Source organism: Lelliottia nimipressuralis (assembly GCF_004402045.1).
Lineage (GTDB): Bacteria > Pseudomonadota > Gammaproteobacteria > Enterobacterales > Enterobacteriaceae > Enterobacter > Enterobacter chinensis.
Genome location: NZ_SOMG01000011.1, coordinates 129282 through 154938, shown reverse-complemented (window position 1 = coordinate 154938; position 25657 = coordinate 129282). Strand labels below are relative to the sequence as shown.

Here is a 25657-nt window from a genome sequence, read left to right as displayed (position 1 = left end):
CTGATTGTGCAAAGTAACGTAATACCGTTTTGTACAAGGAAATCATCATGCTCCACCCGCGAGCCAGAACCATGCTGTTGCTGGCAATCCCGGCGTTAATCATTGGCGTGGCCTCAAGCCTGATACTCATTGTCGTGATGAAAGTCGCGTCAGTGCTGCAAACGATGTTATGGACAGCGCTTCCGGCAAAACTGGGCGTCAGCGCTGATTCCTCTGCCTGGATCATCATGATGCTGACGTTGACCGGTATTGCAGTAGGCCTGGTGATCCGTTTCAGTCCCGGGCATGCCGGACCAGACCCGGCGCAGGAACCACTGATTGGTGCCCCGGTTCCGCCTTCTGCGCTGCCGGGGCTGATCGTTGCGTTGATTGTGGGCCTGGCCGGCGGCGTCAGCCTGGGGCCTGAGCATCCCATCATGGCCGTAAATATTGGTCTGGCGGTTTTCCTCGGTTCACGCATTTTACCCCGCGTTGGCGCGCTGGACTGGACCATTCTCGCCTCCGCAGGCACCATCGGGGCGCTTTTCGGCACGCCCGTTGCTGCGGCACTGATCTTTTCTCAGACGCTCAGCAGCAATAACGATGTCCCGCTGTGGGATAAACTCTTTGCCCCGCTGATGGCCGCAGCCGCCGGGGCGTTGACGACCAGCCTGTTTTTCCATCCTCATTTTTCCCTCTCCCTGCCCCACTACGGGCAGATGCAAATAGCCGATATTTTCAGCGGCGCCATCGTCGTCGCGATTGCCATCGCGCTGGGGATGGTGGCGGTATGGTGTCTTCCACGCCTGCACCGGCTGATGCATAAACTCAAACACCCGGTGTTGATTCTGGGGACCGGCGGTTTGATTCTGGGTGTTTTAGGGGCAATCGGCGGGACGGTGACGCTGTTTAAAGGTCTGGACGAGATGCAGCAGCTGGCTTTCAGCCAGGTGTTTAGCGTGTCCGATTATCTGCTGTTTGCCGTAATCAAACTGGCTGCACTGGTAGTGGCTGCAGCCTGTGGTTTTCGCGGCGGACGCATCTTCCCGGCGGTCTTTGTCGGCGTAGCGCTGGGGCTGATGCTGCATGAGCACGTCGATGCCGTTCCGGCAGCGATTACCGTTTCCTGCTCGATTCTGGGGCTGGTGCTGGTAGTCACGCGCGACGCGTGGCTGAGCCTGTTTATGGCCGCCGTGGTGGTTCCGGATACCACCCTCATTCCGTTACTTTGCATCGTGATGTTGCCCGCCTGGCTCCTGCTGGCGGGCAAACCGATGATGATGGCCTGGCGAAACGACAGGTAATCAGGCGCTATTGCGCGCTTCCAGCGCTTTGGTAATCGCCCCCAACAGCGGCGGGATGTCGGCTTTCGGCAGCATCACCTCAATCAGCGAGAGCCGCTCGTGGTGCGCCACTTTTTCAAGCACATCCGCCAGCTGCTCCGCTTCGCTGACCCGCCAGCACTGGGCCTGAGGATCAAGGCTCAGCGCCTGTGGGATTTGCGTCCAGTTCCATAACGCAATATCGTTATACCGCTGCTCAGGCCCGTGGATCGCCCTTTCCACCGTGTACCCTTCGTTGTTAAGGACCAGAATGATGGGGTGTTGTTTATCCCGCAGCATCGAGCCAAGCTCCTGAATGGTGAGCTGCGCCGCACCGTCCCCCGTCAGCACAATCACGCGCCGGTTCGGGCAGGCGGTTTGCGCGCCAAATGCCGCCGCCAGCGTGTAGCCAATCGACCCCCACAGCGGCTGGACGATAAAATTCACGTCTGCCGGAAGGCGAAGATCGATCGCACCGAAGGCTGAGGTTCCCTGATCCGCAAGGATAATGTCTCCCGGGCGAATAAACGTCTGCAACGTTCTCCAGAAATTCTCCTGGGTCAGCGAGCCATCCGGCTGCGGGTAGGACATCGCGCTTTGGGACGCTGGAACAGGCGTGCCGTGCACGTGCTGCTTGCACAGTTCCACCAGCGTCTCGATCGCGTGCAGCATAGGGATACCGGTAAACCAGATATCACCGACGCGGGCGGCATGAGGCTGAACTTCTATCGTTTGCGACGGGGTTAACTGGTGGGTGAAGCCGGCGGTCAGGGTATCGGTAAATCGCGTGCCGATGCACAGCACCGTGTCAGCCCCTTCAATCGCCTCTTTCACCGCGCCGGCGCTCGCCGAACCGCTGTACGTCCCGTAAAAACCGGCGTGACGCTCGTCAAATATACCTTTGCCCATCAGCATGGTAGCGTGCGCCATCGGCACTTCCTTGACCCATTTCTGTAGTGCATGTTTCAGGCCATGGCGCAGGACGAGGAAATCGGCCAGCAGCGCCGTGCGCTTGCTCATGGCCAGCTTGTTCTCTGCTGCATCCCGGAATGCCTTCAGGCAGGCACTATCGGCATGCGCATGCCTGAAAGTGAGAGCGTTTACAGGCGGTGTGGCGGCTTTTTTTGCCACATCGGCAGGCAACATCAGGTAGCCAGGCCGGCGTTCCCGAAGCATGGTAGTTAACACCCGGTCAATCTCATAGCAGGCATTTTGTTCGGTCAGGATCGCCTGTGCGGCAGTGATCGGTTCGCTCATATGGTAAAAGTGACGAAATTCACCGTCGCCCAGCGTATGGTGCAGCAGCTCCCCTCGCTGCTGTGACGCCGTTCCCGGCGCCCCCACAATATGTAACACCGGAACGTGCTCAGCATAGCTGCCCGCTATGCCGTTCATGGCGCTTAACTCTCCTACGCCAAATGTCGTCAGCAGCGCGGCGAAGCCCTTACATCGGGCATATCCGTCAGCGGCATAAGAGGCGTTTAATTCGTTGGCACAGCCCACCCAACAGATATCCGGGCTGTCTATCACGTGGTCGAGAAACTGCAGGTTATAGTCGCCCGGCACGCCAAACAGATGATCGGCTCCACAATCTGTAAGACGGTCCAGCAGGTAATCGGCGACGCAGTATGGGGTACGCATGAACAGGTATCCTTCTAATGTTGACCTCACTTTGAGTATTAAAGAAGCGTGATGACTGTCCAGAATTGGCGGTAAGAAGGACATGGAAAGAATGCTTTACAAAAAAGGCTGCGCTATGCTGCTTTTAATCACGCGAATGTAAACGTATACACAGTTTTTTCTCTTCAGCGCCAGAGGTCATAAGAATGGGTTATCAGCCGGACAAAAATCGTTATCAGACAATGGAGTATCGCCGCTGCGGGCAAAGCGGACTCAGGTTGCCCGCCATCTCGCTAGGGCTGTGGCATAATTTTGGCGACACCACGCTTATCGAAAATAGCCGTCAACTTTTACAGCGTGCGTTCGATCTGGGCATTACGCATTTTGACCTTGCCAATAACTATGGCCCGCCTCCCGGATCTGCCGAACGTAATTTCGGACGTATTTTGCAGGAGGATTTCCTGCCCTGGCGCGATGAGCTAATCATCTCCACCAAAGCGGGGTATACCATGTGGGATGGCCCCTACGGCGACTGGGGGTCACGCAAATACCTGCTGGCAAGCCTGGATCAAAGCCTGAAACGCATGGGGCTGGAGTATGTAGATATCTTTTATCACCACCGTCCTGACCCACAAACGCCTCTGCTCGAAACCATGAAAGCGCTTGACCATGTGGTGCGTCAGGGAAAAGCCCTGTATGTCGGGTTATCCAACTATCCTGCTGAGCTGGCCCGCAAGGCGATTGATATCCTTGATGACCTCGGTACGCCATGCCTGATCCACCAGCCGAAATACTCCCTGTTTGAACGTGCGCCGGAAGAGGCGCTACTGGACGTGTTGCAGGAAAAAGGGGTCGGCTGCATTCCCTTCTCACCGCTGGCCGGCGGGCAACTGACCAACCGCTATCTGAACGGCATTCCGGCAGATTCACGCGCGGCAAGCGACAGTCAATTCCTTAACCCTGACCAGATCACCGAAGAGAAGCTGGAGAAGGTAAGAAAGCTGAACGCCATGGCGGAAGACCGCGGCCAGAAGCTGTCGCAGATGGCGCTGGCCTGGGTATTACGCCATGAGAATGTGACGTCAGTGCTGATTGGGGCAAGTAAAGCGGCTCAGATTGATGACGCGGTGGGTATGCTGGAAAACCGCCATTTCTCCGCCGAAGAACTGGCCCGTATTGAAGCCATTCTGAACAGCTCAAAATAAAATCACTTTTAGCAAAAAGTGCTCTCATTCAGGAATTCGGAGTTGAGGCGATGAAACGAGGCTTTACCAACTCGTAATATTGCGTTAACAGGCCCAACAAAGGCCCCGATCGTGAAGGAGAAAGAGTATGTTCAGGTCACTGATTCTTGCAGCGGTATTACTGGCTTCGGCCCCGCTCATCGCCACTGCGGGCGAAATCACCCTGTTGCCATCAGTAAAATTACAAATTGGCGATCGTGACGACTACGGCAGATACTGGGACGGTGGCTACTGGCGCGACCGTGACTATTGGCATCGTAACTATGAGTGGCGCGGCGATCGCTGGTGGAAACATGACAACGGCAGACACCGTGGCTGGTATAAAGATAAAGCTTATGAGCGCGGCTACCGTGAAGGCTGGAACGATCGTGACGACCGTCGCGGCGGCTGGGGTCGCGGCAGAGGTCACGGACATGGCCATCACGGTCATGACGACTAACAGCAAAAAGGAGCCTCCCGGCTCCTTTTTCTTTTAGAGTCCCAACGCGGTGCCAATCAGCAGCCACAGGTTCAGCGCCACCACCACCACCACGATGGCCCACCCGGTCCGTTTCACCAGCGTCGAGTTGACCAGTTCGCCCATCAGAGTTTTGTTGCTGGTAAAGATCAGCAGCGGCACCAGCGCCAGCGCGATACCAAAACTCAGCAGCACCTGACTCATGACCAGAATTCGCGTTGGGTCGAGCCCCATCAGAATCACGATAAATGACGGGAGCATGGTAACAGAGCGACGCACCCACAGCGGAATGTGGAACCGGACAAATCCCTGCATCACCACCTGGCCTGCCAGCGTGCCCACCACCGTTGAAGATAGACCGGCAGCCACCAGGCTCAAACCAAATATCGTGGCGGCAGCATGGCTCAGCAATGGCTCCAGCGTGAGATAAGCCTGGTCGAGATCGGTAATGCCGGTATGGCCGTTAAAGTGGAAAGCGGCGGCTGCGGTGGCCATCATCGCCAGATTCACAAACCCCGCGATGGTCATGGCGATAGCAACATCCCACTTGGTTGCGGAATAACGCTCTTTACGCGTCCCACCGTGGAGATGTTGGGTCAGCGAGGAGTGGAGATAAATCACATGCGGCATGATGGTCGCCCCCAATACCCCGGCGGCCAGGAATACCGCTTCGGAGGTTGGCAGGCTTGGGATCACCATGCCTTTACCGAGCTGCGCCAGATTCGGTTGTGAGAAAATCAGCTCGACAATGTACGCCGCCGCGACAAACAACAGCAGACCGCCGATAACCTTCTCCAGCGGTTTTTGACCGCGACGCTGCAGCATCAGGATCAGGAACGTGGCAATCCCGGTCAGCACCGCCCCCTGCAACAGCGATACCCCCAGAATAAGTTTAAAGCCGATCGCTGCGCCGATAAATTCAGCGAGGTCAGTTGCCATCGCGATAATTTCCGCCTGAATCCAGTAGAGCCAGACGGCCGGACGCGGGTAATGGTCACGAATTTGCTCCGCCAGGTTTTTACCGGTGGCAATCCCCAGCTTCGCAGAGAGCATCTGAATCAGCATTGCCATCAGGTTAGCCCAGACAACCACCCACAGCAGCTTATAGCCGAAGCTGGCCCCGGCCTGAATGTTGGTCGCAAAGTTACCTGGATCGATATAGCCAATGGCAGCGATGAACGCAGGTCCCATTAATGCGAACCGCAACTTGCGCGCTGCTCTGCCACTGCTACCCTCTACGCGACTGTTTGTCATTTCTGCCTCTGAAATATAGCCTTTGCTATGTTTAATGCTACCAAAATGAGAATGATTATCAAGATCATTTGTGAAGTTTACAGTGATTTCTCTGATAGCTTTGAACGATAGACGGGCGGGTAAGCGGGGGGCGATCTAACAAAAACAGAAATCGCGCGCTCTTTTGTGAAGACTAGCACACAAACTTAACTTTTCACTCATTTACCTAACATAACAAAAATGTATTGTGGATCACTATTTTTGAGACTCGTCACAGGATGTAACTATAGTGTGTTCTTGATCTCGTTTTCTTTTCGCTTGTTACATAGAATGTGCACGAAAATTAAACCTGCCTCATATTTGGAGCAAATATGGACCGCGTCCTTCATTTTGTCCTGGCACTTGTTGTCGTTACTGCACTCGCATTGCTGGTCAGCACAGACCGCAAAAAAATTCGTATTCGTTATGTTGTCCAGTTGCTGGTCATTGAAGTTTTACTTGCGTGGTTCTTCCTGAACTCCAACGTCGGCCTCGGCTTCGTGAAAGGCTTCTCCGAAATGTTCGAAAAACTGCTCGGATTCGCCAATGAAGGGACGAACTTTGTCTTCGGTAAAATGAACGACGAAGGTCTGGCGTTCTTCTTCCTGAAAGTTCTGTGCCCAATCGTCTTTATCTCCGCACTTATCGGTATTCTGCAGCACATCCGTGTTCTGCCGTTCGTGATTCGTGGAATTGGTTTCCTGTTATCCAAAGTGAACGGCATGGGTAAGCTGGAATCGTTCAACGCCGTAAGTTCCCTGATCCTCGGTCAGTCTGAGAACTTCATCGCGTATAAAGATATTCTCGGCAAAATGTCCCGCAACCGCATGTACACCATGGCGGCAACCGCAATGTCTACCGTTTCCATGTCAATCGTGGGCGCGTATATGACCATGCTGGAGCCGAAGTATGTTGTTGCTGCGCTGGTTCTGAACATGTTCAGCACCTTTATCGTTCTGTCGCTGATCAACCCGTACCGCGTTGACGCCAGCGAAGAAAACATCCAGATGTCCAACCTGCATGAAGGTCAGAGCTTCTTCGAGATGCTGGGTGAATACATCCTGGCTGGTTTCAAAGTGGCAGTTATCGTTGCCGCCATGCTGATCGGCTTCATTGCGCTGATTTCTGCGCTGAACGCCCTGTTCGCAGCGGTGCTGGGTATCTCCTTCCAGGGTATTCTGGGCTACATCTTCTACCCTGTTGCATGGGTGATGGGTGTTCCAGCTCACGAAGCGCTGCAGGTGGGCAGTATCATGGCGACCAAACTGGTTTCTAACGAATTCGTTGCGATGATGGATCTGCAGAAAATCGCCAGCACGCTTTCTCCGCGCGCGGAAGGCATTCTGTCCGTGTTCCTGGTCTCCTTCGCGAACTTCTCGTCCATCGGTATTATCGCCGGTGCGATTAAAGGTCTGAACGAAGAACAGGGTAACGTGGTTTCTCGCTTTGGTCTGAAACTGGTTTACGGCTCTACCCTGGTGAGCGTTCTGTCTGCTTCTATCGCAGCACTGGTTCTGTAACGTTTACCGTTAAACAAAAACCGGGAGCCTGGCTCCCGGTTTTTTTATGCCCGTAATTCTTCCAGCGGTTTGGGCTTGCCTATCAGGTAGCCCTGCAGATAATCCACACCGAAGCGGAGCAGCATCTCGCGCTGCGCCGGTGTTTCTACGTATTCAGCGACGACGCACAGCGACTTTGTCTTCGCCAGATTACACATCGATTGCACGATCATCGCATCCATATCATCTGTACAAATGTCTTTTACAAAACAGCCGTCAATTTTAATGATGTCCGCCTGCAGACGCCTGAGACGCTCATAGTTAGCGTAGCCGGTACCAAAATCATCAATGGCAATCCGGAAACCGTAATCCCGTAGCTGCTGGAGATTGCTGATACTGCTTCCTGAATTCGAGAAGGCCTGCTCCTCGGTGATTTCAAGAACGACGGCCTGAGGCGCAATGCCGTACCGTTCAAAGAGGGAGCAAATCTCGCCGGCGACCTCTTTTTGCATCAGCGTGAGCGGCATCAGATTGACGGAGAAGCGGGCGCCAGCCTGCGTTGCAGGATGATCGCGCAGCCACGCCAGTAATTTTTCCATAACGCACATATCGAACCGGTGGCTCAGGTTGAACTGAGCAATCAACGGAATAAAGCGATCGGGGGTAATCATCTCTCCCTCGCTTTCCATACGCGTCAGAATTTCGTAGTACCCGCTTCCATCCGCCTTCTGGATGGGCTGCGCGTATAAGTGGAACTGACCGGCCTCCAGGGCATGCTTAATCCGCGCCAGCATCAGCACGCGCTCTGTCGTTTGTCCTGATGCCGCCTCGAGGCTATTCGTGAGCGCAAGAACGTTGTGCGCCCCACAAGATTGCTCTGCCAGCCAGCTCAGTTGCCCCAGCGTGTGGTGCAGCTTTTCGCCGTTTTCGACCATTCCCCAGGACGCGCCAAATTCAATATCCAGCCCGGTGTTGTTCCAGAAAATCTTACGGCTGTTCAGGCGATCGACCATATGCTGAAGACGCTCAGCGGTTTCCGGACCCAGCAATACCAGCACCAGCTCGCTTCCCGGAAGCTGGAAGAGTGCTTCATCTTTTTGCAAAAGCGGCTGAAGCGACGCGGCGATCGTTCGTTTGCAATGGACCCGCATGAGGATCCCATAGTGGCGGCTCAAAAACTCCAGGTTATCCATACGCAGAATGCTTACTTTTGCATCCGGGTGAATTTCAAGATGATCCTCCAGCGCGCGAATATTGGGCAAACCGGTCAGCGGATCGGTGAGCGCCCTGCCCTGCCAGCCCCGCTTCAGCCACTCGCTGCGCTGGTAAATTCGCGACATGTAAAGCAAACAGATGGCGAAAGAGATAAGTACGGAGAGGATAAAGGAGAGCGAATGGCCCGATTCCACCCCGTTAAGAAAGTTGTAGTTGTAGGACAACAGCAGGAGCGCAGATGCGGCCCACAGCAGAGAGATAAGCGCATAGGTCAGGCGACTTATCGCTAAGGTAAAAAGAATAAAAATCAGCGGCATCAAATAGCCCGCAATGACGGGTGATTCAAAAGGACCACATAAAATGACGAGAATGAAACTTAAAAGCATCAGCCAGACAAAAATATATAATGAATTCTTGTGAAAAAACACGGGCTTCACGCTTCGCCGCCAGAAGTTCATCGCATAACGAGGATTAATTATCATTCTTAATGGGTAATAGAACATCATGGTAAAAATCAGCGCCGCGCATATCAGGCTTTGTATATCCACAACGTTATAAATTACCGTTCCTTCGCCGAAAAAGGTTGAAATAGTCACCGGAAAATCAAACAAATAGCCCGCCATATACATCGACAGCTTAATACCTATTGGCACGATAAAACCGAGCCAGAATATACGTAAACCGATGTGCTTGTTGGGGATGCAGTAACGCCAACGCTTGCCCAGCATGAGGCGCAGAAGGCCACACGCCGCGAACAACGCAAAGGTCTGACAAAACAGTAATACTGAATATTGTAGCGGTGCTAAATTAACATAAAATAAATTAGTGACAGTAAAACCTAACAAAATGGGAAGAATGGCCCTGCGTCCAAATAGCAGAATTACCGCCAGCATAACGCTTAGCGGTAACCATGCTAAATAAACGTCGTGACCATTAACAATTGCGCGGGGAGAGAGATAACGGGAGACAGGTACCGCAATCAGGCAAAGTGCCAGGGCAATCATAAATATCTTTACATTATTGTAAGTTTTTCTATTCATTAATCAGGGGCGTTATTTTCCGGGAGAATCATTGACCGGATGGATAATAGGTTTATTAATTGCGCGAATCAAGTTCAAGTCTATTTATAGACTGGTTTATTGATGTCGATTGAGGTGAGGTACAGGAATACCTTCTTTTTGATAACAAAATGCGGCGATGGACGTTACAAACAGATAAAAAAAACCCCCGTCTTTCGACGAGGGTTTACAATTTTGGTGGAGCTAAGCGGGATCGAACCGCTGACCTCTTGCATGCCATGCAAGCGCTCTCCCAGCTGAGCTATAGCCCCACATGTTACTTTACTGACCGCACTCTGTTGGGTTCAGAGTTTGGTGGAGCTAAGCGGGATCGAACCGCTGACCTCTTGCATGCCATGCAAGCGCTCTCCCAGCTGAGCTATAGCCCCATCGTAAAGCTGTCATGTTGACGGGCGGCATAATATGAATTCCGCTGCGGAGTGTCAACGGCAAAATCAATGACTGCAACTCAATCGCCGAAAAATCATGCAAATGAATCACTTTGCGAGCCTTCTCGCAGTCATGAGTTAAGCCTGTCACGTTTTCAGCTAAAACGGTGCTATAAAATGAGCCGTTAATTAACCCCACGAATATTCAGGAAATTGCATGATCAAGGAACGAATGACGCCAGAAGAGTTAGCCCTGCTCACTGGCTATAGCCGCCAGACCATCAATAAATGGGTACGCAAAGAGGGTTGGATTACATCGCCAAAACCAGGCGTCCAGGGCGGGAAAGCGCGCCTGGTGCATGTGAACGAAAAAGTGCGCGACTTTATCCGCAGCGCACGTCGGGCAACTGAAACGTCCGATTTACCAGAAAGCGCCAGCCATGACAGTTCGCTTCACACCCTACTTCTGACGCTGGCCAATGAAATGACGCCGGAAGAGCAGAAGCAGATGACATCGCTATTACTGCGGGAAGGGATTACCGGATTATTGCAACGTTTAGGGATTCGCGACCAGAATTAATATGAAAAAATTACGTAGCAAAATGACCACGGAAGAACTGGCGGAAAGTTTAGGTGTTGCCAGACAAACGGTTAATCGCTGGATACGCCAGCAAAGATGGAAAACCGAAGGGCTCAACGGCGTGAAAGGCGGTCGGGCGCGGCTCATTCATATTGATGCCCGCGTGAAGGAACATATTATGAGTCTCCCGGCGATCCGAAACCGTCAGGCAGTTTATCATCTCGCTGAGGTCACCTCTTCCTACAGCGAACCGTCTTCAAACCTGCGTCCGGGCATTATTGAGACGCTGGAAAGTATGACTCAGCCAGAGCAGAAGCGTCTCGACTCCCTGTTGAAACGCGAAGGTATACGCGGCTTTCTTACGCGTCTGGATATTGCTGAATGAAACGCATAAAAAAACGGCAGGTAACACCCCTGCCGTTCTTCTTATCCTGGACCTAATTACTGCTGATTTTCGCGTTCAGCAATAAAGTCCAGCGCCTTGTTAATGCGCGCCACACTGCGTGACTTGCCGATGGCATGGACAGTTACATCCAGCGCCGGAGACTGCCCCGCACCGGTCACCGCAACGCGCAGTGGCATACCGACTTTACCCATTCCGACTTCCAGCTCGTCTGCCGTCGCCTGAATCGCGTGATGCACATTCTCAGCGGTCCACTCGGTGAGTGCGGCCAGCTTGTCGCGCACCACTTCCAGCGGCTGACGCGCAACCGGGCGGAGGTGTTTCTTCGCGGCGTCCGCGTCGAACGCATCAAACTCTTCATAGAAGTAGCGGCAGCTTTCGGCAATCTCTTTCAGCGTTTTGCAGCGCTCGCCGAGCAGTTTCACCAGATCCGCCAGCTCAGGGCCAGTGCGGGTATCAATATTTGCCTGCTCAATGTGCCACTGCAGGTACGTCGCCACATATTCTGGCTGCATGGTATTGATGTAGTGATGGTTCAGCCACAGCAGCTTGTCGGTATTAAATGCGCTCGCTGATTTGCTCACTGAGCTCAGAGAGAACAGTTCGATCATCTCTTCGCGGCTGAAGATCTCCTGGTCACCGTGGGCCCAGCCCAGACGCACCAGATAGTTCAGCAGCGCTTCCGGCAGATAACCGTCGTCGCGGTACTGCATAACACTTACCGCACCGTGACGTTTAGAGAGTTTCTTACCGTCGTCACCGTTGATCATCGAAACGTGCGCATAGACCGGAACAGGCGCATTCAGCGCTTTCAGGATGTTGATCTGGCGCGGGGTGTTGTTGATATGGTCTTCACCACGGACAACATGGGTAATTTCCATATCCCAGTCATCAACCACCACGCAGAAGTTGTAGGTTGGGGAACCGTCGGTGCGGCGGATGATCAGGTCATCCAGCTCCTGGTTACTGAACTCGATTGGGCCACGGATCTGATCGTCAAAGATCACAGAACCCTCTTGCGGGTTAGCAAAACGCACTACGCAAGGCTCATCAGCAGCATGCTCGCTGTGGTCGTGGCGGCAGCGGCCGTCATAACGCGGCTTTTCACCGTTCGCCATCTGCTCTTCACGCAGCGCATCCAGACGCTCTCTGGAGCAGTAGCATTTATACGCCGTGCCCGCGACCAGCATCTCATCAATGACAGCGTTATAGCGGTCAAAGCGCTTGGTCTGGAAATACGGACCTTCGTCCCATTCCAGATTCAACCAGTTCATCCCATCCATAATGGCTTCAATTGCTTCCGGCGTGGAGCGCTCAAGATCGGTGTCTTCAATACGCAGCACGAACTCACCTTTATTGTGGCGTGCAAACAGCCAGGAATAGAGAGCGGTACGTGCACCACCGACGTGCAGATAGCCTGTCGGGCTCGGCGCGAAGCGAGTTTTGATTTTCATGAAATGGCCTTACGTTATAAAGATGCCGGCAATCGGCAAATCCTGGGGAAAAAACGATGGGCAATATTCTATCACTGTGGGGGGAATCCTCAATGTTGATCCCTTTATCGTGACCAGGTTTGCGATTTTTGTTTAGAAATCATGCGCCACAGCCCGTTCCGCGATCGTTTTGTTTAATTTTACGACGAACGAATAAAAACTTTAGAAAATGCGTTGACTCATTTTCAACTCTCCCTATAATGCGACTCCACACAGCGGGGGTGATTAGCTCAGTTGGTAGAGCATCTCCTTTACACGGAGGGGGTCGGCGGTTCGAGCCCGTCATCACCCACCATCTACTTCGGTAGACTCGCAGTGTAGATAAGAATTGAGATTGGGCGATTAGCTCAGTTGGTAGAGCATCTCCTTTACACGGAGGGGGTCGGCGGTTCGAGCCCGTCATCGCCCACCATTTCGGGTCGTTAGCTCAGTTGGTAGAGCAGTTGACTTTTAATCAATTGGTCGCAGGTTCGAATCCTGCACGACCCACCAATGTAGAAAGGCGCCCTAAAGGCGCCTTTTTGCTATCTGCGATCAATACACTTTCGCCGCCCCATCAATACTGGTTGTGTATTAATGCAACGCCCTGCCAGATATGGCAGTTTTGCTCAAGCTAATCCCGTCGGTGCCGATACCTCTGTTTTATAACGCGAGGAAAAAGTATGACGACCATTCAGGCTTCAACCCAACCTATTCAAACCAGCGGCGCGAGTGGAACTTCGAGCAGTAACGATATCTCTGCGCAAATCACCCGCATTCTCGACAAGATCAAAAAGCTGACTCAGCAGTTAAAAGAACTGGCAAACAGTCCCGTCAGCACCGATGAGAAGAAGAAGCAGCAGGAACTTATTCAGACCCAGATCAAAGTGCTGCAGGCGCAGCTCGCCGCACTGCAGCGCCAGCAGGCCGAAGAGGCCCAGAAGAAGCAGGATCAAAAGCTGGGCAAAGTGGAAGGGGTGAACAGCCCGTCAGACAATAATCAGATTGATATCTACATCTAATCTTCTGATGCGTTAAACAGTGGGTCGCGTATGCGGGCTTCGGTTAATCGCTGTGCCTGGATACGCACCACTTCCCAGATAGCCTGCGCCGCACCCGAGAGTGAACGATTTTTTCGCCGCACCAGCATCAGTTTTCGCTCAACAACGGGCGTTAATCGCTTGACGGCCAGCCGGCTTCCCTGCGGCAGGGGAAGCGCCAGGGCGGGCAAGACGCTGATGCCAATGCCGGCTTCCACCATCGGAAACAGCGTCGCCGGGTGACCAATCTCCTGCACGATCGTTGCCTTTACGCCTTGATTCACCAGCGCGGAATCAATCAGCGGACGGCTGCCAGAGGCATAATCCTGTAAAACCAGGTTCGCGCCCGTCAGGGACTGCCAGCTGACCTCCGGCAACGTGGCCAGCGGATCGTCATCCCGGCAGAGCAGCAAAAAGGGCTCTGAAAGCACGATCTCGCACTCCAGATCGTTCACCTGGCCGGGGTCGATCACAATACCAAAATCCACATCCCCCTGACGGATGCTTTCCAGTACCCACTGTTGTGGCCTGTCATGCAGCACAAAATCGATATCCGGATAGCGGTGGTTACCCTCGGCAATGCACTGCGGGATAAGATGTGCAGAAATGGTCTGGCTGGCCGCCACCCGCACGGTGCCCGAAAGCTGCTGCCCAAGCCTTCCCACGTCTCTGAGCGTGCTGTTCAGTTCGTCCAGCAGCCGTTCCAGGCGCTGCGCCAGCTGTTGCCCTGCCTCGGTAAGCACAACTTCCCGCGTCGTTCTGTCCAGCAATTTCACGCCGGTCTGATTTTCCAGCTCTTTCACGCTGTGGCTGACCGCAGACTGACTCAGCCCGATAATATCCCCTGCCCGGCTAAAGCTGCGGGCATGGGCCACGGTGACAAAAACGCGAAGCTGGCGTAGTGAATAATTCATCTGTTTAATTCATGAATGGATGCAATAAATCAATTTTATTTCTCAAATGGAAAAAAGCACAATAGCGATATCTGATTTCAGGAGTCATTATGAAACTGTTTCGTATCCTTGATCCGTTCACGCTTACCCTGGTTGTCACCGTTTTACTGGCCTCCTTCCTCCCCGCACGCGGCGGTTTTGTCCCGTTCTTTGAAGGACTCACCACGGCGGCCATCGCGTTGCTGTTCTTTATGCACGGCGCCAAACTTTCCCGTGAAGCGATCATTGCAGGCGGTGGTCACTGGCGGCTGCACCTGTGGGTGATGTGCAGCACCTTCATTCTGTTCCCGATACTCGGCGTGCTGTTTGCCTGGTGGGCACCGGTAAACGTCGATCCGGCGCTTTATATGGGTTTCCTCTATCTGTGCATACTGCCTGCTACCGTTCAGTCCGCCATTGCGTTTACCTCGCTGGCGGGGGGTAACGTTGCGGCGGCGGTTTGTTCAGCTTCAGCATCCAGCCTGTTAGGGATTTTCATCTCACCGCTGCTGGTAGGCTTGCTGATGAACATGCACGGTGCGGAAGGTAACCTTGAGCAGGTTGGCAAAATCTGTCTGCAGCTGCTGCTGCCGTTTGTCCTGGGTCATCTCTCCCGACCGTGGACCGGCGCGTTTGTGGCAAAGCATAAAAAATGGATCTCAAAAACCGACCAGACCTCGATTCTGCTGGTGGTTTACTCCGCCTTCAGCGAAGCGGTCGTGAACGGAATCTGGCACAAGGTGGGCGCAGGTTCACTGCTGTTTATCGTGGTGGTCAGCATCGTCCTGCTGACGATTGTGATTGCCGTAAACGTCTTTGTGGCACGCAAGTGCGGCTTCAACAAAGCAGATGAAATTACGATTGTGTTCTGCGGTTCGAAGAAGAGCCTGGCGAACGGTATCCCGATGGCCAACATTCTGTTCCCAACCTCAATGATTGGGATGATGGTACTGCCGCTGATGATTTTCCATCAGATCCAGCTGATGGTCTGTGCGGTGCTGGCGCGTCGTTACAAACGCCAGACGGAAAAACTGGCGCAGGAAGAGACCCGCGCCGCGAAGGCTTAAGGGCGTTTCAGGGGCTGAACCAACTGGGTCAGCCCCTCGGTTTTGATCAGTAACGTGATAGCCATCAGCTCGCCCAGTCGACCGGCCGGGAATTCATCTTTACGGGCAAACCACAGCAGATACTCCTCTGGCAAATCGATCAGCCTGCGGCCTTTATATTTACCGAACGGCATCTCCGTGTTGGCGATCTCAACGAGCTGCTCTTTTTCCACCTTACTCTCCTAACAGACGCATCATTTCTGCTTCGTCGATAACCGCAATGCCGAGCTCCTGGGCTTTCGCCAGCTTTGAACCGGCGGCTTCTCCGGCAATCACCAGGTCGGTTTTCTTCGACACGCTGCCCGCCACTTTTGCCCCCAGCGCCACCAGACGCGCTTTCGCATCGTCGCGTGAAAGCTGGCTCAGGCTGCCGGTCAGCACCACCGTTTTACCGGCGAACGGGCTGTCGATCTCTTCGGCGTTGACCACCACCGGCGCGGGCCATTTGATGCCCTCTTCCAGCAGTTTGCCGATCACTTCGCGGTTGCTCTCTTCGGCAAAGAAGTTAAAGACGTGGGTGGCGACGACGATGCCGACATCCGGGACTTTCTGCAGCTCATCGATACTCGCTTTTTCCAGCGCCTCCAGCGTGCCGAAGTACGCCGCCAGCCCTGCCGCCGTGGCTTCACCCACTTCACGAATGCCCAGCGCATAGAGGAAGCGGGCAAAGGTCGTCTCTTTTGCGGCGTCCAGGGCATTGACCACATTCTGGGCCGACTTTGGCCCCATGCGGTCAAGTCCAGTCAGTTTACCTGCCGTCAGCTTGAAGAGATCCGCTGGCGTGTGGACATACTCCTTCTCAACCAGCTGATCGATAATCTTGTCGCCCATGCCGTCAACGTCCATCGCCCGACGGGAGACAAAGTGCTTCAGCGACTCTTTACGCTGCGCGCCACAGATTAAGCCGCCCGTACAGCGCGCCACCGCTTCACCCTCAACACGCTCAACGTCAGAGCCACACACTGGACAATGGGTCGGGAAGACGACCTCGCGCGTATCGTCAGGACGTTCTGACTCAACGACGTTAACCACCTGTGGGATAACATCGCCCGCGCGGCGAATCACCACTTTGTCACCAATACGCAGACCCAGGCGTTCGATTTCATCGGCGTTATGCAGCGTGGCGTTACTCACCAGCACGCCCGCAACCTGCACGGGCTCCAGACGGGCAACCGGGGTAATGGCGCCTGTCCGCCCCACCTGGAACTCCACGTCGCGAACAAAGGTCATCTGCTCCTGGGCCGGGAATTTGAACGCAACCGCCCAGCGTGGCGCACGCGCCACAAAGCCCAGCTGCTCCTGCAGCGCCAGCGAGTTAACCTTGATGACCACGCCATCTATATCAAAGCCGAGCGTCGGACGGTCCTCTTCCACCTTGTGATAGAACGCCAGAACCGCCTCCGGGGAATCACAAAGCTGAACGCGGTTGCTCACCGGCAAGCCCCACGCTTTGAACTGCAGCAGACGGCCGAGATGCGTATCCGGCAGTTCCCCGCCCTCCAGAATACCCACGCCGTAGCAGAAGAAAGTAAGCGGTCGCTTCGCGGTGATACGCGGATCAAGCTGGCGCAGAGAGCCCGCTGCCGCATTACGCGGGTTAGCAAACACCTTCCCGCCAGTGCGACGTGCCTCTTCGTTAATTTTCTCGAAGCCCGCCTGGGGCAGGAACACCTCGCCTCGCACTTCCAGACGCGCAGGAATATTGTCACCCTGCAGTTTCAGCGGGATTGCGCGAATGGTACGAACGTTGGTTGTAATGTCTTCACCCGTCGTACCGTCGCCACGCGTCGCGGCACGCACCAGCACGCCGTTTTCGTACAGAAGACTGACCGCCAGGCCATCCAGCTTCAGTTCGCAGCACCAGGTGAGAGAGTCGCTACTTTTCAGGCGATCCTGCACGCGCTTGTTAAACGCGAGGAAGCTCTCTTCATCGAAGACGTTATCCAGTGACAGCATAGGTACTTCATGACGCACCTGGCTGAAGGCACCCAGCGGCTCAGCACCGACGCGCTGGGTAGGGGAATCCGGCGTGATAAGCTCCGGGTGCTGCGCCTCTAATTCACGCAGCTCACGCATCAGGCGGTCATACTCCGCGTCCGGTACTTCCGGTGCGTCCATGACATGATAGAGATATTCATGATGGCGAAGCGTGGTTCGCAGTTCAGTGAGTTGTTGTTCGATTGAGTCCATATCACACCATCAATGAGAAAAAACCCCCGACATGCGGGGGTTGAGGAGGAGTTGAAGTAAACGCGACGATTACGCGTTGGCTTCCTTAACTTCGCGGATGCGGTCCTGATACTCGCGCAGCTTCTGCGGGGTCATCATTCGACGCTGATCGTCGAGTACCACACCGCCCACTTCGTCAGCAATGTGCTGAGCGGATTGCAGCATCAGCTTAAAGTTCTGCAGTTCGTCGCCGTAGGACGGCACCTGCATAAAGATAGTGACACCCGGCGTCACGAAATCACCGGTCATTTCCGGATCGAAGGTGCCAGGGTTAACCATGTTAGCCAGGCTGAAGAGCGCCGGGCCGCTGCCGTCAGGGCTCAGGTGGCGATGGAAAATATTCATATCGCCAAACTTGAAGCCTGCCTGTTGAATACTGTTAAGCAGCACGTCACCGTTGAGATGGCTGCCGTGATGCGCGGCCACGTTCATGATGATCACTGCTTCTTTACGCTGCGGTTTTTCAACAACCGGTTCAGGCTCTACAACGGGCTCAGGTTCAACGTGCGGAGCCGGGGCAGGCTGCACATGAACAGGCTGCTGCGGCTGTTGTACCGGCTGTGCAGGCTGTTGTTGCACGGAGTGTTGTGCAGGTTGCTGTTGAACCGGCTGTGGCGCAGCAGGCTGCTGCTGAACAGGCTGTTGCGGCGGCTGGCGCACCGGCTCTTCCACAGGCTGCGGCGCGGGCTGGCGCGGCTGTGCAGAAGCATACGGCGGTTGATACTGGTGCTGCGAAGGACGAGGCGCTTCATGCTCCCCATGGCCTGCGCCGGGCGCAGTATTGACCCGATGAACACGAACTTCACCCACGCCGTCGTCGTCGCTGCCGTCGATGTCATCTTCACTGTCATCGTCGTCACGACTGGACTTCATGCGCTTCAGTGGGCGATCGCGAAACATTGAGGAACGCTCTTTACGGCTGGTCCAGAAACCATGTACCAGTAAAGCGATTATGGCGATCGCGCCAACAATGATTAATATCAGACGCAAATCCTGCATCATTATATTCTCTGTTGTTCTAACACCTTGCCACCACGGCAAACATTTACTCACTAAGAGTATTTGCCGTTTACGTCAAGTGCAAGTGTGTGCAGAGCATTCACAGCATAAAGATGAAGGAAATCGTGCTTTTTGCTGGTTTTTCGAACATTTCCGAACTGGTCATTGGTCCGTAAGTGGATAATATAGGCGGGCAATTCCACTGGTTGTGAAAAAAGGAGTACAGACTGGTTATGGTTTCAACATATTCTTCTCCGCCGCGCAGCGGTGTCTGGTATTTTTCTCAGGGCTGGAAACTGGTCTCCCTGCCGGGTATTCGACGCTTCGTCATTCTGCCGCTGCTGATCAACATTATTCTGATGGGCGGCGCATTCTGGTGGCTGTTCACAAAGCTGGAGAGCTGGCTCCCGTCGCTGATGAGCCATGTACCAGACTGGCTGCAGTGGCTTAACTATTTGCTCTGGCCGGTAGCGGTGATCTCCGTCCTGCTGGTATTTGGGTACTTCTTTTCGACGATTGCGAACTGGATAGCCGCCCCGTTTAACGGCCTGCTGGCGGAACAGCTGGAAGCACGGCTTACCGGCGCGACGCCACCGGACACGGGCGTGCTGGGGATCATGAAAGACCTTCCGCGTATCATGAAACGCGAATGGCAGAAATTTGCCTGGTACCTGCCCCGTGCGATTGTCCTGCTGATTCTTTACTTTGTGCCAGGCATTGGCCAGACGGTGGCACCGGTGCTGTGGTTCCTGTTCAGCGCCTGGATGCTGGCGATCCAGTACTGCGACTACCCGTTCGATAACCACAAGGTGCCGTTTAAAGAGATGCGAACTGCCCTGCGCACCCAGAAGGTCGCCAATATGCAGTTCGGCGCGCTGACGAGCCTGTTCACGATGATTCCCTTCCTCAATCTGTTCATCATGCCCGTGGCGGTGTGCGGTGCAACGGCGATGTGGGTGGACTGCTACCGTGCAAAACACGCGTTATGGAAATAATGCAAAACTGTGTAAATGAGGGAGGGCTTATGCTCTCCCTTATTCCATACTGATCCCCATTATTTCCTTGCAGTATATAGATATGCGAATTCCTTACTTCCCCCTACCTGCTTAGCAGGTATGCTGGGTCGGTATCCCAATTTCATACAGTTAAGGACAGGCCATGAGTAAGATTTATGAAGACAACTCGCTGACTATCGGTCATACGCCCCTGGTTCGACTGAACCGTATCGGTAATGGACGCATTCTGGCGAAGGTCGAATCACGTAACCCGAGCTTCAGCGTAAAATGCCGTATCGGTGCAAACATGATTTGGGATGCTGAAAAACGTGGCGTACTGAAGCCGGGCGTTGAGCTGGTGGAACCGACCAGCGGCAATACCGGTATCGCGCTGGCCTATGTGGCTGCCGCGCGTGGCTACAAGCTGACGCTGACCATGCCAGAAACCATGAGCATCGAGCGTCGCAAACTGCTTAAAGCGCTTGGCGCGAACCTGGTGCTGACCGAAGGCGCGAAAGGCATGAAAGGCGCCATTCAGAAAGCCGAAGAGATTGTTGCCAGCGATCCGGCGAAATATCTTCTGCTGCAGCAGTTCAGCAACCCGGCTAACCCGGAAATTCACGAAAAGACCACCGGTCCGGAAATCTGGGAAGATACCGACGGCCAGGTTGACGTCTTTATCTCCGGCGTGGGTACCGGCGGTACGCTGACCGGCGTGTCGCGCTATATTAAAGGCACAAAAGGTAAAAAAGACCTGATCACCGTTGCGGTTGAACCGACTGACTCACCGGTTATCACTCAGGCACTTGCGGGCGAAGAGCTCAAACCAGGCCCGCACAAAATTCAGGGTATCGGCGCAGGCTTCATTCCGGGCAACCTGGATCTGAAACTGATCGACAAAGTGGTTACCATCACTAACGAAGAAGCCATCTCTACCGCGCGTCGCCTGATGGATGAAGAAGGCATTCTGGCGGGTATCTCTTCCGGTGCAGCTGTTGCGGCAGCGCTCAAACTTCAGGAAGACGAAGCCTTTACCAACAAGAATATTGTGGTTATCCTTCCTTCTTCGGGTGAGCGTTACTTGAGCACCGCACTGTTTGCCGATCTCTTTACTGAAAAAGAGCTGCAACAGTAATGCCAGCATGTTAATAACGCGTAAAAAAGCACCTTTTCAGGTGCTTTTTTGTGGCCTGCTTCAAACTTTTACCCCTCCTGGCATTGCTTCACCCCGTTGGGTCTGGTATTTAAACCAGCAATTATTTTGATGCGTGAAATTAATCAGTGAACGAAATAGCCTTGCTGAATCGATTTTATGATTTGGTTCAAGTCTTGCTTTCGCTGCATAATGTTTAATGACGATCGAAACGTCAGCGCTAACAATACAGGCTAAAGTTCAGTCGCCAGGCTAGACTTTAGTTCCACAACACTAAACCTATAAGTTGGGGAAATACAATGTTCCAGCAAGAAGTTACCATTACCGCTCCGAACGGTCTGCACACCCGCCCTGCTGCTCAGTTTGTTAAAGAAGCGAAAGGCTTCACTTCTGAAATCACTGTGACTTCCAACGGCAAAAGCGCCAGCGCAAAAAGCCTGTTCAAACTGCAGACTCTGGGCCTGACTCAGGGCACCGTAGTCACCATCTCTGCGGAAGGTGAAGACGAGCAGAAAGCAGTTGAGCATCTGGTAAAACTGATGGCTGAGCTCGAGTAAGTTTCCGGGTTCTTTTAAATATCAGTCACAAGTAAGGTAGGGTTATGATTTCAGGCATTTTAGCATCCCCGGGTATCGCTTTCGGCAAAGCACTGCTGCTGAAAGAAGACGAGATCGTCATCGACCGGAAAAAAATTTCTGCCGACAAGGTTGATCAGGAAGTTGAACGTTTTCTGAGCGGTCGTGCCAAGGCATCTGCGCAACTGGAAGCAATCAAGACTAAAGCTGGCGAAACTTTCGGTGAAGAAAAAGAAGCCATCTTCGAAGGGCACATCATGCTGCTCGAAGATGAGGAGCTGGAGCAGGAAATCATAGCCCTGATTAAAGATAAAGGCATGACGGCCGACGCGGCTGCGCATGAAGTTATCGAAGGTCAGGCAACTGCCCTGGAAGAACTGGATGATGAATACCTGAAAGAGCGTGCGGCTGACGTACGTGACATCGGTAAGCGCCTGCTGCGCAACATCCTGGGTCTGGCCATTATCGACCTGAGCGCGATTCAGGATGAAGTTATCCTGGTTGCCGCTGACCTCACCCCGTCTGAAACCGCACAGCTGAACCTGAAAAAGGTGCTCGGTTTCATCACTGATGCGGGTGGCCGTACCTCTCACACCTCTATCATGGCGCGTTCTCTGGAACTGCCTGCCATCGTGGGTACCGGCAGCGTCACCTCTCAGGTGAAAAACGGCGACTATCTGATTCTGGATGCCGTAAACAATCTGGTTTACGTCAACCCAACCAACGAAGAGATCGATAAACTGCGCGCGGTTCAGGAGCAGGTTGCGACTGAAAAAGCGGAACTCGCTAAACTGAAAGACCTGCCAGCCATCACCCTTGACGGCCATCAGGTAGAAGTGTGCGCGAATATCGGTACCGTCCGCGACGTTGATGGCGCTGAGCGTAACGGTGCGGAAGGTGTAGGTCTCTATCGTACTGAATTCCTGTTCATGGACCGTGACGCCCTGCCAACTGAAGAAGAGCAGTTTGCGGCATACAAAGCGGTGGCTGAAGCCTGTGGCTCTCAGGCCGTTATCGTCCGTACCATGGACATCGGTGGCGACAAAGAGCTGCCGTACATGAACTTCCCGAAAGAAGAGAACCCGTTCCTGGGCTGGCGTGCAATCCGTATCGCGATGGATCGTAAAGAGATCCTGCGTGACCAGGTTCGCGCGATCCTGCGTGCCTCCGCTTTCGGTAAACTGCGCATCATGTTCCCGATGATCATCTCTGTTGAAGAAGTGCGTGCACTGAAGAAAGAGATCGAAATCTACAAACAGGAACTGCGTGACGAAGGTAAAGCGTTTGACGAGTCAATCGAGATCGGCGTGATGGTGGAAACACCTGCGGCCGCGACCATTGCGCGTCATTTAGCCAAAGAAGTTGATTTCTTTAGTATCGGTACCAATGATTTAACGCAGTACACCCTGGCAGTTGACCGTGGTAATGATATGATTTCACATCTCTACCAGCCAATGTCACCGTCCGTACTGAACTTGATCAAGCAAGTTATTGATGCTTCTCATGCAGAAGGTAAATGGACTGGCATGTGTGGTGAGCTTGCAGGCGACGAACGTGCTACACTTCTGTTGCTGGGTATGGGTCTGGACGAATTCTCTATGAGCGCCATTTCCATCCCGCGCATTAAGAAGATTATCCGTAACACGAACTTCGAAGATGCGAAGGTGTTAGCAGAGCAGGCTCTTGCTCAACCGACAACGGACGAGTTAATGACGCTGGTTAACAAGTTCATTGAAGAAAAAACAATCTGCTAATCCACGAGATGCGGCCCAAATTACTGCTTAGGAGAAGATCATGGGTTTGTTCGATAAACTGAAATCTCTGGTTTCTGATGATAAGAAAGACTCCGGAACTATTGAGATTGTTGCTCCGCTCTCCGGCGAGATCGTCAACATCGAAGACGTGCCGGATGTAGTGTTTGCTGAGAAAATCGTTGGTGATGGCATTGCTATCAAACCAACTGGCAACAAAATGGTTGCTCCAGTTGACGGCACCATCGGTAAAATTTTTGAAACCAACCATGCGTTCTCTATCGAATCTGATAGCGGTATCGAACTGTTCGTTCACTTCGGTATCGACACCGTTGAACTGAAAGGCGAAGGCTTCAAACGTATCGCGGAAGAAGGCCAGCGTGTTAAAGTTGGCGACCCGGTCATTGAATTCGATCTGCCACTGCTGGAAGAAAAAGCCAAGTCTACCCTGACACCGGTTGTTATCTCCAACATGGACGAAATCAAAGAACTGATCAAACTGTCTGGCAGCGTCACCGTGGGTGAAACCCCGGTTATCCGCATCAAGAAGTAATTCTTGCCGCACAGAAAAATGGCGCCTTCGGGCGCCATTTTTGTTTATGCGGGGAGGATAAGCTCATCGTACCCTTTCGTCTGCGTATACAGCATCACGTCGGTGACCCGATCGCCGGCCATGCGAATGGCATCGGCAACGGTTTTCCCCTCAACGATTCCGCTCACCAGTTCTGAACAGAACAGATCGCCCGTTCCTTTCAGATCGGTTTCTACGCGCGGATGCGCGCTGACGGTAACGCCCTCATGCGTCACCAGCACCACGTGGATGTTTTGCGGGTCGTCAGCGACCGGCGCGCTGGTGATCGCCACCCATTTCAGGGTATCGGAGAGCAATCCCTGAGCCGCCGCGATGGCGCTTTCCGGCGTGCGGCACGGTTTGCCGCTTAGCACTTCCAGTTCATAGACGTTTGGCGTAATCCCCTGCGCCAGCGGCAGCAGGTGCTCCCGATACGCTTGCGGAATATCGGGCTTCACGTACATCCCGCTGTCGATATCGCCGATAACCGGGTCGACCAGCACCAGCAGGTCAGGATGCTGCACTTTCACCGCCTTCAGCCACTGTGCCAGCAGGGCGATCTGGCTGGCGCTGCCCATATAGCCGGTGGTGACTGCTTTAAGCTCGCGCAGGATCTCGCGCTCTTCCAGCGCCTTAAGGTAGCCGCTGAACCACTCGTCGGGGATCACCCCACCGTAGAAGGTGTCATAGTGTGGCGTGTTGCTAAACAGCACCGTCGGCACGGCGGTAACGTTCAGCCTGTGGGTACGAATATTTGGTACCGCAATACTGTTCCCCACGCTGCCGTAAACCACCTGCGACTGCACCGCGACAATATCGGTTTGCTGCGCCCGGGTATTATCCCGGAATAGAATCATCTCCATGACGCTTAAATCCCCGCCCCCTGCGAATAACTCTCTTCACCAAAGACGCCGGTAGACAGATAGCGATCGCCGCGATCGCAAATAATCGCCACCACCACCGCTCCCGGGTTTGCCTGCGCAACCCGAATGGCACCCTCTACCGCGCCGCCCGAGCTGACGCCGCAGAAGATACCTTCGCGCACGGCCAGCTCACGCATGGTATTTTCCGCCTCGCGCTGATGAAGATCCAGCACCTGATCCACCAGCTGCGCATTAAAGATGCCGGGCATATACTCCGCAGGCCAGCGGCGAATACCCGGAATGCTGCTCCCCTCTTCCGGCTGCAGGCCAACAATGGTGACGGCTTTTTCCTGCTCGCGCAGAAAACGCGATACCCCGGTAATGGTGCCGGTGGTGCCCATGCTGGAGACAAAATGGGTGATCCGTCCGTCGGTCTGCTGCCAGATTTCCGGGCCGGTGGTGGTGTAGTGCGCGTACGGGTTGTCCGGATTGTTGAACTGATCGAGGAGTTTACCTTCACCGCGCTCGGCCATTTCTAACGCCAGGTCGCGCGCGCCTTCCATTCCCTGCTCTTTGGTCACCAGAATCAGTTCGGCCCCGTAGGCACGCATCGCGGCACGGCGCTCCTGGCTCATGTTATCCGGCATCAGCAACTTCATGCGGTAGCCTTTCAGCGCTGCAATCATCGCCAGGGCGATACCGGTGTTGCCGCTGGTGGCCTCAATCAGCACGTCGCCTGGCTTAATTTCTCCGCGTTTTTCGGCCTGGACAATCATCGACAGCGCCGCACGGTCTTTCACCGACCCCGCCGGGTTATTGCCTTCGAGTTTGACCCAGATTTCGCTGCCGTTATCCGGCCCCATGCGCTGAAGTTTGACCAGCGGTGTGTTGCCGATGGTGTGTTCGAGTGTATTCACGATTTTTACTCAATAA

The 25657-nt window shown here is 53.9% G+C and carries 23 protein-coding genes and 5 tRNA genes; 16 read left to right on the top strand and 12 right to left on the bottom strand.

Annotated features, from left to right (window positions below; genetic code table 11):
* Positions 1–47 precede the first annotated feature (47 nt).
* A complete protein-coding gene (locus tag E3U32_RS04030; RefSeq protein WP_134347729.1) occupies positions 48–1283 on the top strand; it encodes an ion channel protein in 1236 nt (411 codons plus the stop codon).
* On the opposite strand, the gene ipdC is transcribed toward E3U32_RS04030, so the two are convergent.
* Positions 1284–2942: an indolepyruvate decarboxylase gene (ipdC, locus tag E3U32_RS04025; protein WP_134347728.1), complete on the bottom strand. Its 1659-nt coding sequence runs from the start codon at positions 2940–2942 to the stop codon at positions 1284–1286.
* A gap of 185 nt (positions 2943–3127) precedes the next feature.
* Here ipdC and mgrA point away from each other — a divergent pair, with 185 nt between their 5' ends.
* On the top strand, positions 3128–4126 hold the full coding sequence (gene mgrA / locus E3U32_RS04020; RefSeq protein WP_134347727.1) for an L-glyceraldehyde 3-phosphate reductase: 999 nt from the start codon (positions 3128–3130) through the stop codon (positions 4124–4126).
* A gap of 127 nt (positions 4127–4253) precedes the next feature.
* Entirely contained in the window at positions 4254–4604 is a 351-nt protein-coding gene (locus tag E3U32_RS04015) for a DUF2502 domain-containing protein (RefSeq protein ID WP_134347726.1), read from the top strand.
* Between the two features lie 33 nt (positions 4605–4637).
* Here the strand turns inward: E3U32_RS04015 and E3U32_RS04010 are convergent, their stop codons facing one another.
* Complete coding sequence (locus E3U32_RS04010) at positions 4638–5876, bottom strand: Nramp family divalent metal transporter (protein WP_134347725.1); 1239 nt, start codon at positions 5874–5876, stop codon at positions 4638–4640.
* Positions 5877–6226: 350 nt separating this feature from the next.
* Between E3U32_RS04010 and E3U32_RS04005 the strand changes: the two genes are divergently transcribed.
* A complete protein-coding gene (locus E3U32_RS04005) occupies positions 6227–7414 on the top strand; it encodes a NupC/NupG family nucleoside CNT transporter (protein ID WP_014884725.1) in 1188 nt (395 codons plus the stop codon).
* Between the two features lie 44 nt (positions 7415–7458).
* Here the strand turns inward: E3U32_RS04005 and E3U32_RS04000 are convergent, their stop codons facing one another.
* From E3U32_RS04000 to E3U32_RS03990, 3 genes are all read right to left on the bottom strand, one after another.
* Positions 7459–9648, bottom strand: coding sequence for a sensor domain-containing phosphodiesterase (locus E3U32_RS04000; RefSeq protein WP_134347724.1), 2190 nt, complete (start codon positions 9646–9648; stop codon positions 7459–7461).
* 214 nt (positions 9649–9862) lie between these two features.
* A tRNA-Ala gene (locus tag E3U32_RS03995) sits at positions 9863–9938 on the bottom strand.
* A gap of 41 nt (positions 9939–9979) precedes the next feature.
* A tRNA-Ala gene (locus E3U32_RS03990) sits at positions 9980–10055 on the bottom strand.
* Between the two features lie 217 nt (positions 10056–10272).
* Between E3U32_RS03990 and E3U32_RS03985 the strand changes: the two genes are divergently transcribed.
* On the top strand, positions 10273–10635 hold the full coding sequence (locus E3U32_RS03985) for a YfeC-like transcriptional regulator (protein ID WP_134347723.1): 363 nt from the start codon (positions 10273–10275) through the stop codon (positions 10633–10635).
* Between the two features lies 1 nt (position 10636).
* Positions 10637–11020: a YfeC-like transcriptional regulator gene (locus E3U32_RS03980; protein ID WP_134347722.1), complete on the top strand. Its 384-nt coding sequence runs from the start codon at positions 10637–10639 to the stop codon at positions 11018–11020.
* A 56-nt stretch (positions 11021–11076) separates the two neighbouring features.
* Here the strand turns inward: E3U32_RS03980 and gltX are convergent, their stop codons facing one another.
* On the bottom strand, positions 11077–12492 hold the full coding sequence (gene gltX, locus E3U32_RS03975; protein WP_134347721.1) for a glutamate--tRNA ligase: 1416 nt from the start codon (positions 12490–12492) through the stop codon (positions 11077–11079).
* Between the two features lie 258 nt (positions 12493–12750).
* Here gltX and E3U32_RS03970 point away from each other — a divergent pair.
* The 4 genes from E3U32_RS03970 (at position 12751) to E3U32_RS03955 (ending at position 13532) form a co-directional block, all read left to right on the top strand.
* Positions 12751–12826: transfer RNA gene (locus E3U32_RS03970), tRNA-Val, on the top strand.
* 41 nt (positions 12827–12867) lie between these two features.
* Positions 12868–12943: transfer RNA gene (locus tag E3U32_RS03965), tRNA-Val, on the top strand.
* Between the two features lie 4 nt (positions 12944–12947).
* Positions 12948–13023 (top strand) — tRNA-Lys (locus E3U32_RS03960).
* Between the two features lie 170 nt (positions 13024–13193).
* Positions 13194–13532 (top strand): FlxA-like family protein, encoded by a 339-nt coding sequence (locus E3U32_RS03955; RefSeq protein ID WP_047346677.1) that lies wholly within the window; start codon positions 13194–13196, stop codon positions 13530–13532.
* On the opposite strand, the gene E3U32_RS03950 is transcribed toward E3U32_RS03955, so the two are convergent.
* Positions 13529–14464 (bottom strand): LysR family transcriptional regulator, encoded by a 936-nt coding sequence (locus E3U32_RS03950; RefSeq protein ID WP_134347720.1) that lies wholly within the window; start codon positions 14462–14464, stop codon positions 13529–13531. The genes E3U32_RS03955 and E3U32_RS03950 overlap by 4 nt on opposite strands.
* Before the next feature lie 89 nt (positions 14465–14553).
* Between E3U32_RS03950 and E3U32_RS03945 the strand changes: the two genes are divergently transcribed.
* The gene (locus E3U32_RS03945; protein WP_134347719.1) at positions 14554–15549 is read left to right on the top strand and encodes a bile acid:sodium symporter family protein; all 996 of its coding nucleotides are present in this window, start codon (positions 14554–14556) and stop codon (positions 15547–15549) included.
* Here E3U32_RS03945 and E3U32_RS03940 read toward each other — a convergent pair.
* The 3 genes from E3U32_RS03940 to zipA all read right to left on the bottom strand — a co-directional run bounded on the left by E3U32_RS03940 (position 15546) and on the right by zipA (position 18819).
* A complete protein-coding gene (locus E3U32_RS03940; protein WP_003861328.1) occupies positions 15546–15761 on the bottom strand; it encodes a DUF3820 family protein in 216 nt (71 codons plus the stop codon). The genes E3U32_RS03945 and E3U32_RS03940 overlap by 4 nt on opposite strands.
* A gap of 1 nt (position 15762) precedes the next feature.
* Positions 15763–17778: an NAD-dependent DNA ligase LigA gene (gene ligA, locus E3U32_RS03935; RefSeq protein WP_134347718.1), complete on the bottom strand. Its 2016-nt coding sequence runs from the start codon at positions 17776–17778 to the stop codon at positions 15763–15765.
* A gap of 69 nt (positions 17779–17847) precedes the next feature.
* Positions 17848–18819: a cell division protein ZipA gene (gene zipA, locus E3U32_RS03930; RefSeq protein WP_134347717.1), complete on the bottom strand. Its 972-nt coding sequence runs from the start codon at positions 18817–18819 to the stop codon at positions 17848–17850.
* Positions 18820–19049: 230 nt separating this feature from the next.
* On the opposite strand from zipA, the gene cysZ reads away from it, so the two are divergent.
* The 5 genes from cysZ to crr all read left to right on the top strand — a co-directional run bounded on the left by cysZ (position 19050) and on the right by crr (position 23843).
* Positions 19050–19811, top strand: a complete 762-nt coding sequence (gene cysZ, locus E3U32_RS03925) for a sulfate transporter CysZ (RefSeq protein WP_134347716.1) — start codon at positions 19050–19052, stop codon at positions 19809–19811.
* 163 nt (positions 19812–19974) lie between these two features.
* Positions 19975–20946 (top strand): cysteine synthase A, encoded by a 972-nt coding sequence (cysK, locus tag E3U32_RS03920; protein ID WP_014884739.1) that lies wholly within the window; start codon positions 19975–19977, stop codon positions 20944–20946.
* 317 nt (positions 20947–21263) lie between these two features.
* Complete coding sequence (gene ptsH, locus E3U32_RS03905; RefSeq protein WP_000487600.1) at positions 21264–21521, top strand: phosphocarrier protein Hpr; 258 nt, start codon at positions 21264–21266, stop codon at positions 21519–21521.
* 44 nt (positions 21522–21565) lie between these two features.
* Positions 21566–23293, top strand: coding sequence for a phosphoenolpyruvate-protein phosphotransferase PtsI (ptsI, locus tag E3U32_RS03900; protein ID WP_023332954.1), 1728 nt, complete (start codon positions 21566–21568; stop codon positions 23291–23293).
* A 40-nt stretch (positions 23294–23333) separates the two neighbouring features.
* Positions 23334–23843, top strand: a complete 510-nt coding sequence (crr, locus tag E3U32_RS03895) for a PTS glucose transporter subunit IIA (RefSeq protein ID WP_003861316.1) — start codon at positions 23334–23336, stop codon at positions 23841–23843.
* A 44-nt stretch (positions 23844–23887) separates the two neighbouring features.
* Here the strand turns inward: crr and pdxK are convergent, their stop codons facing one another.
* Both pdxK and cysM read right to left on the bottom strand, forming a co-directional pair.
* On the bottom strand, positions 23888–24724 hold the full coding sequence (gene pdxK / locus E3U32_RS03890) for a pyridoxine/pyridoxal/pyridoxamine kinase (protein ID WP_134347715.1): 837 nt from the start codon (positions 24722–24724) through the stop codon (positions 23888–23890).
* A gap of 5 nt (positions 24725–24729) precedes the next feature.
* Positions 24730–25641, bottom strand: coding sequence for a cysteine synthase CysM (gene cysM / locus E3U32_RS03885; protein ID WP_134347714.1), 912 nt, complete (start codon positions 25639–25641; stop codon positions 24730–24732).
* Positions 25642–25657 lie beyond the last annotated feature (16 nt).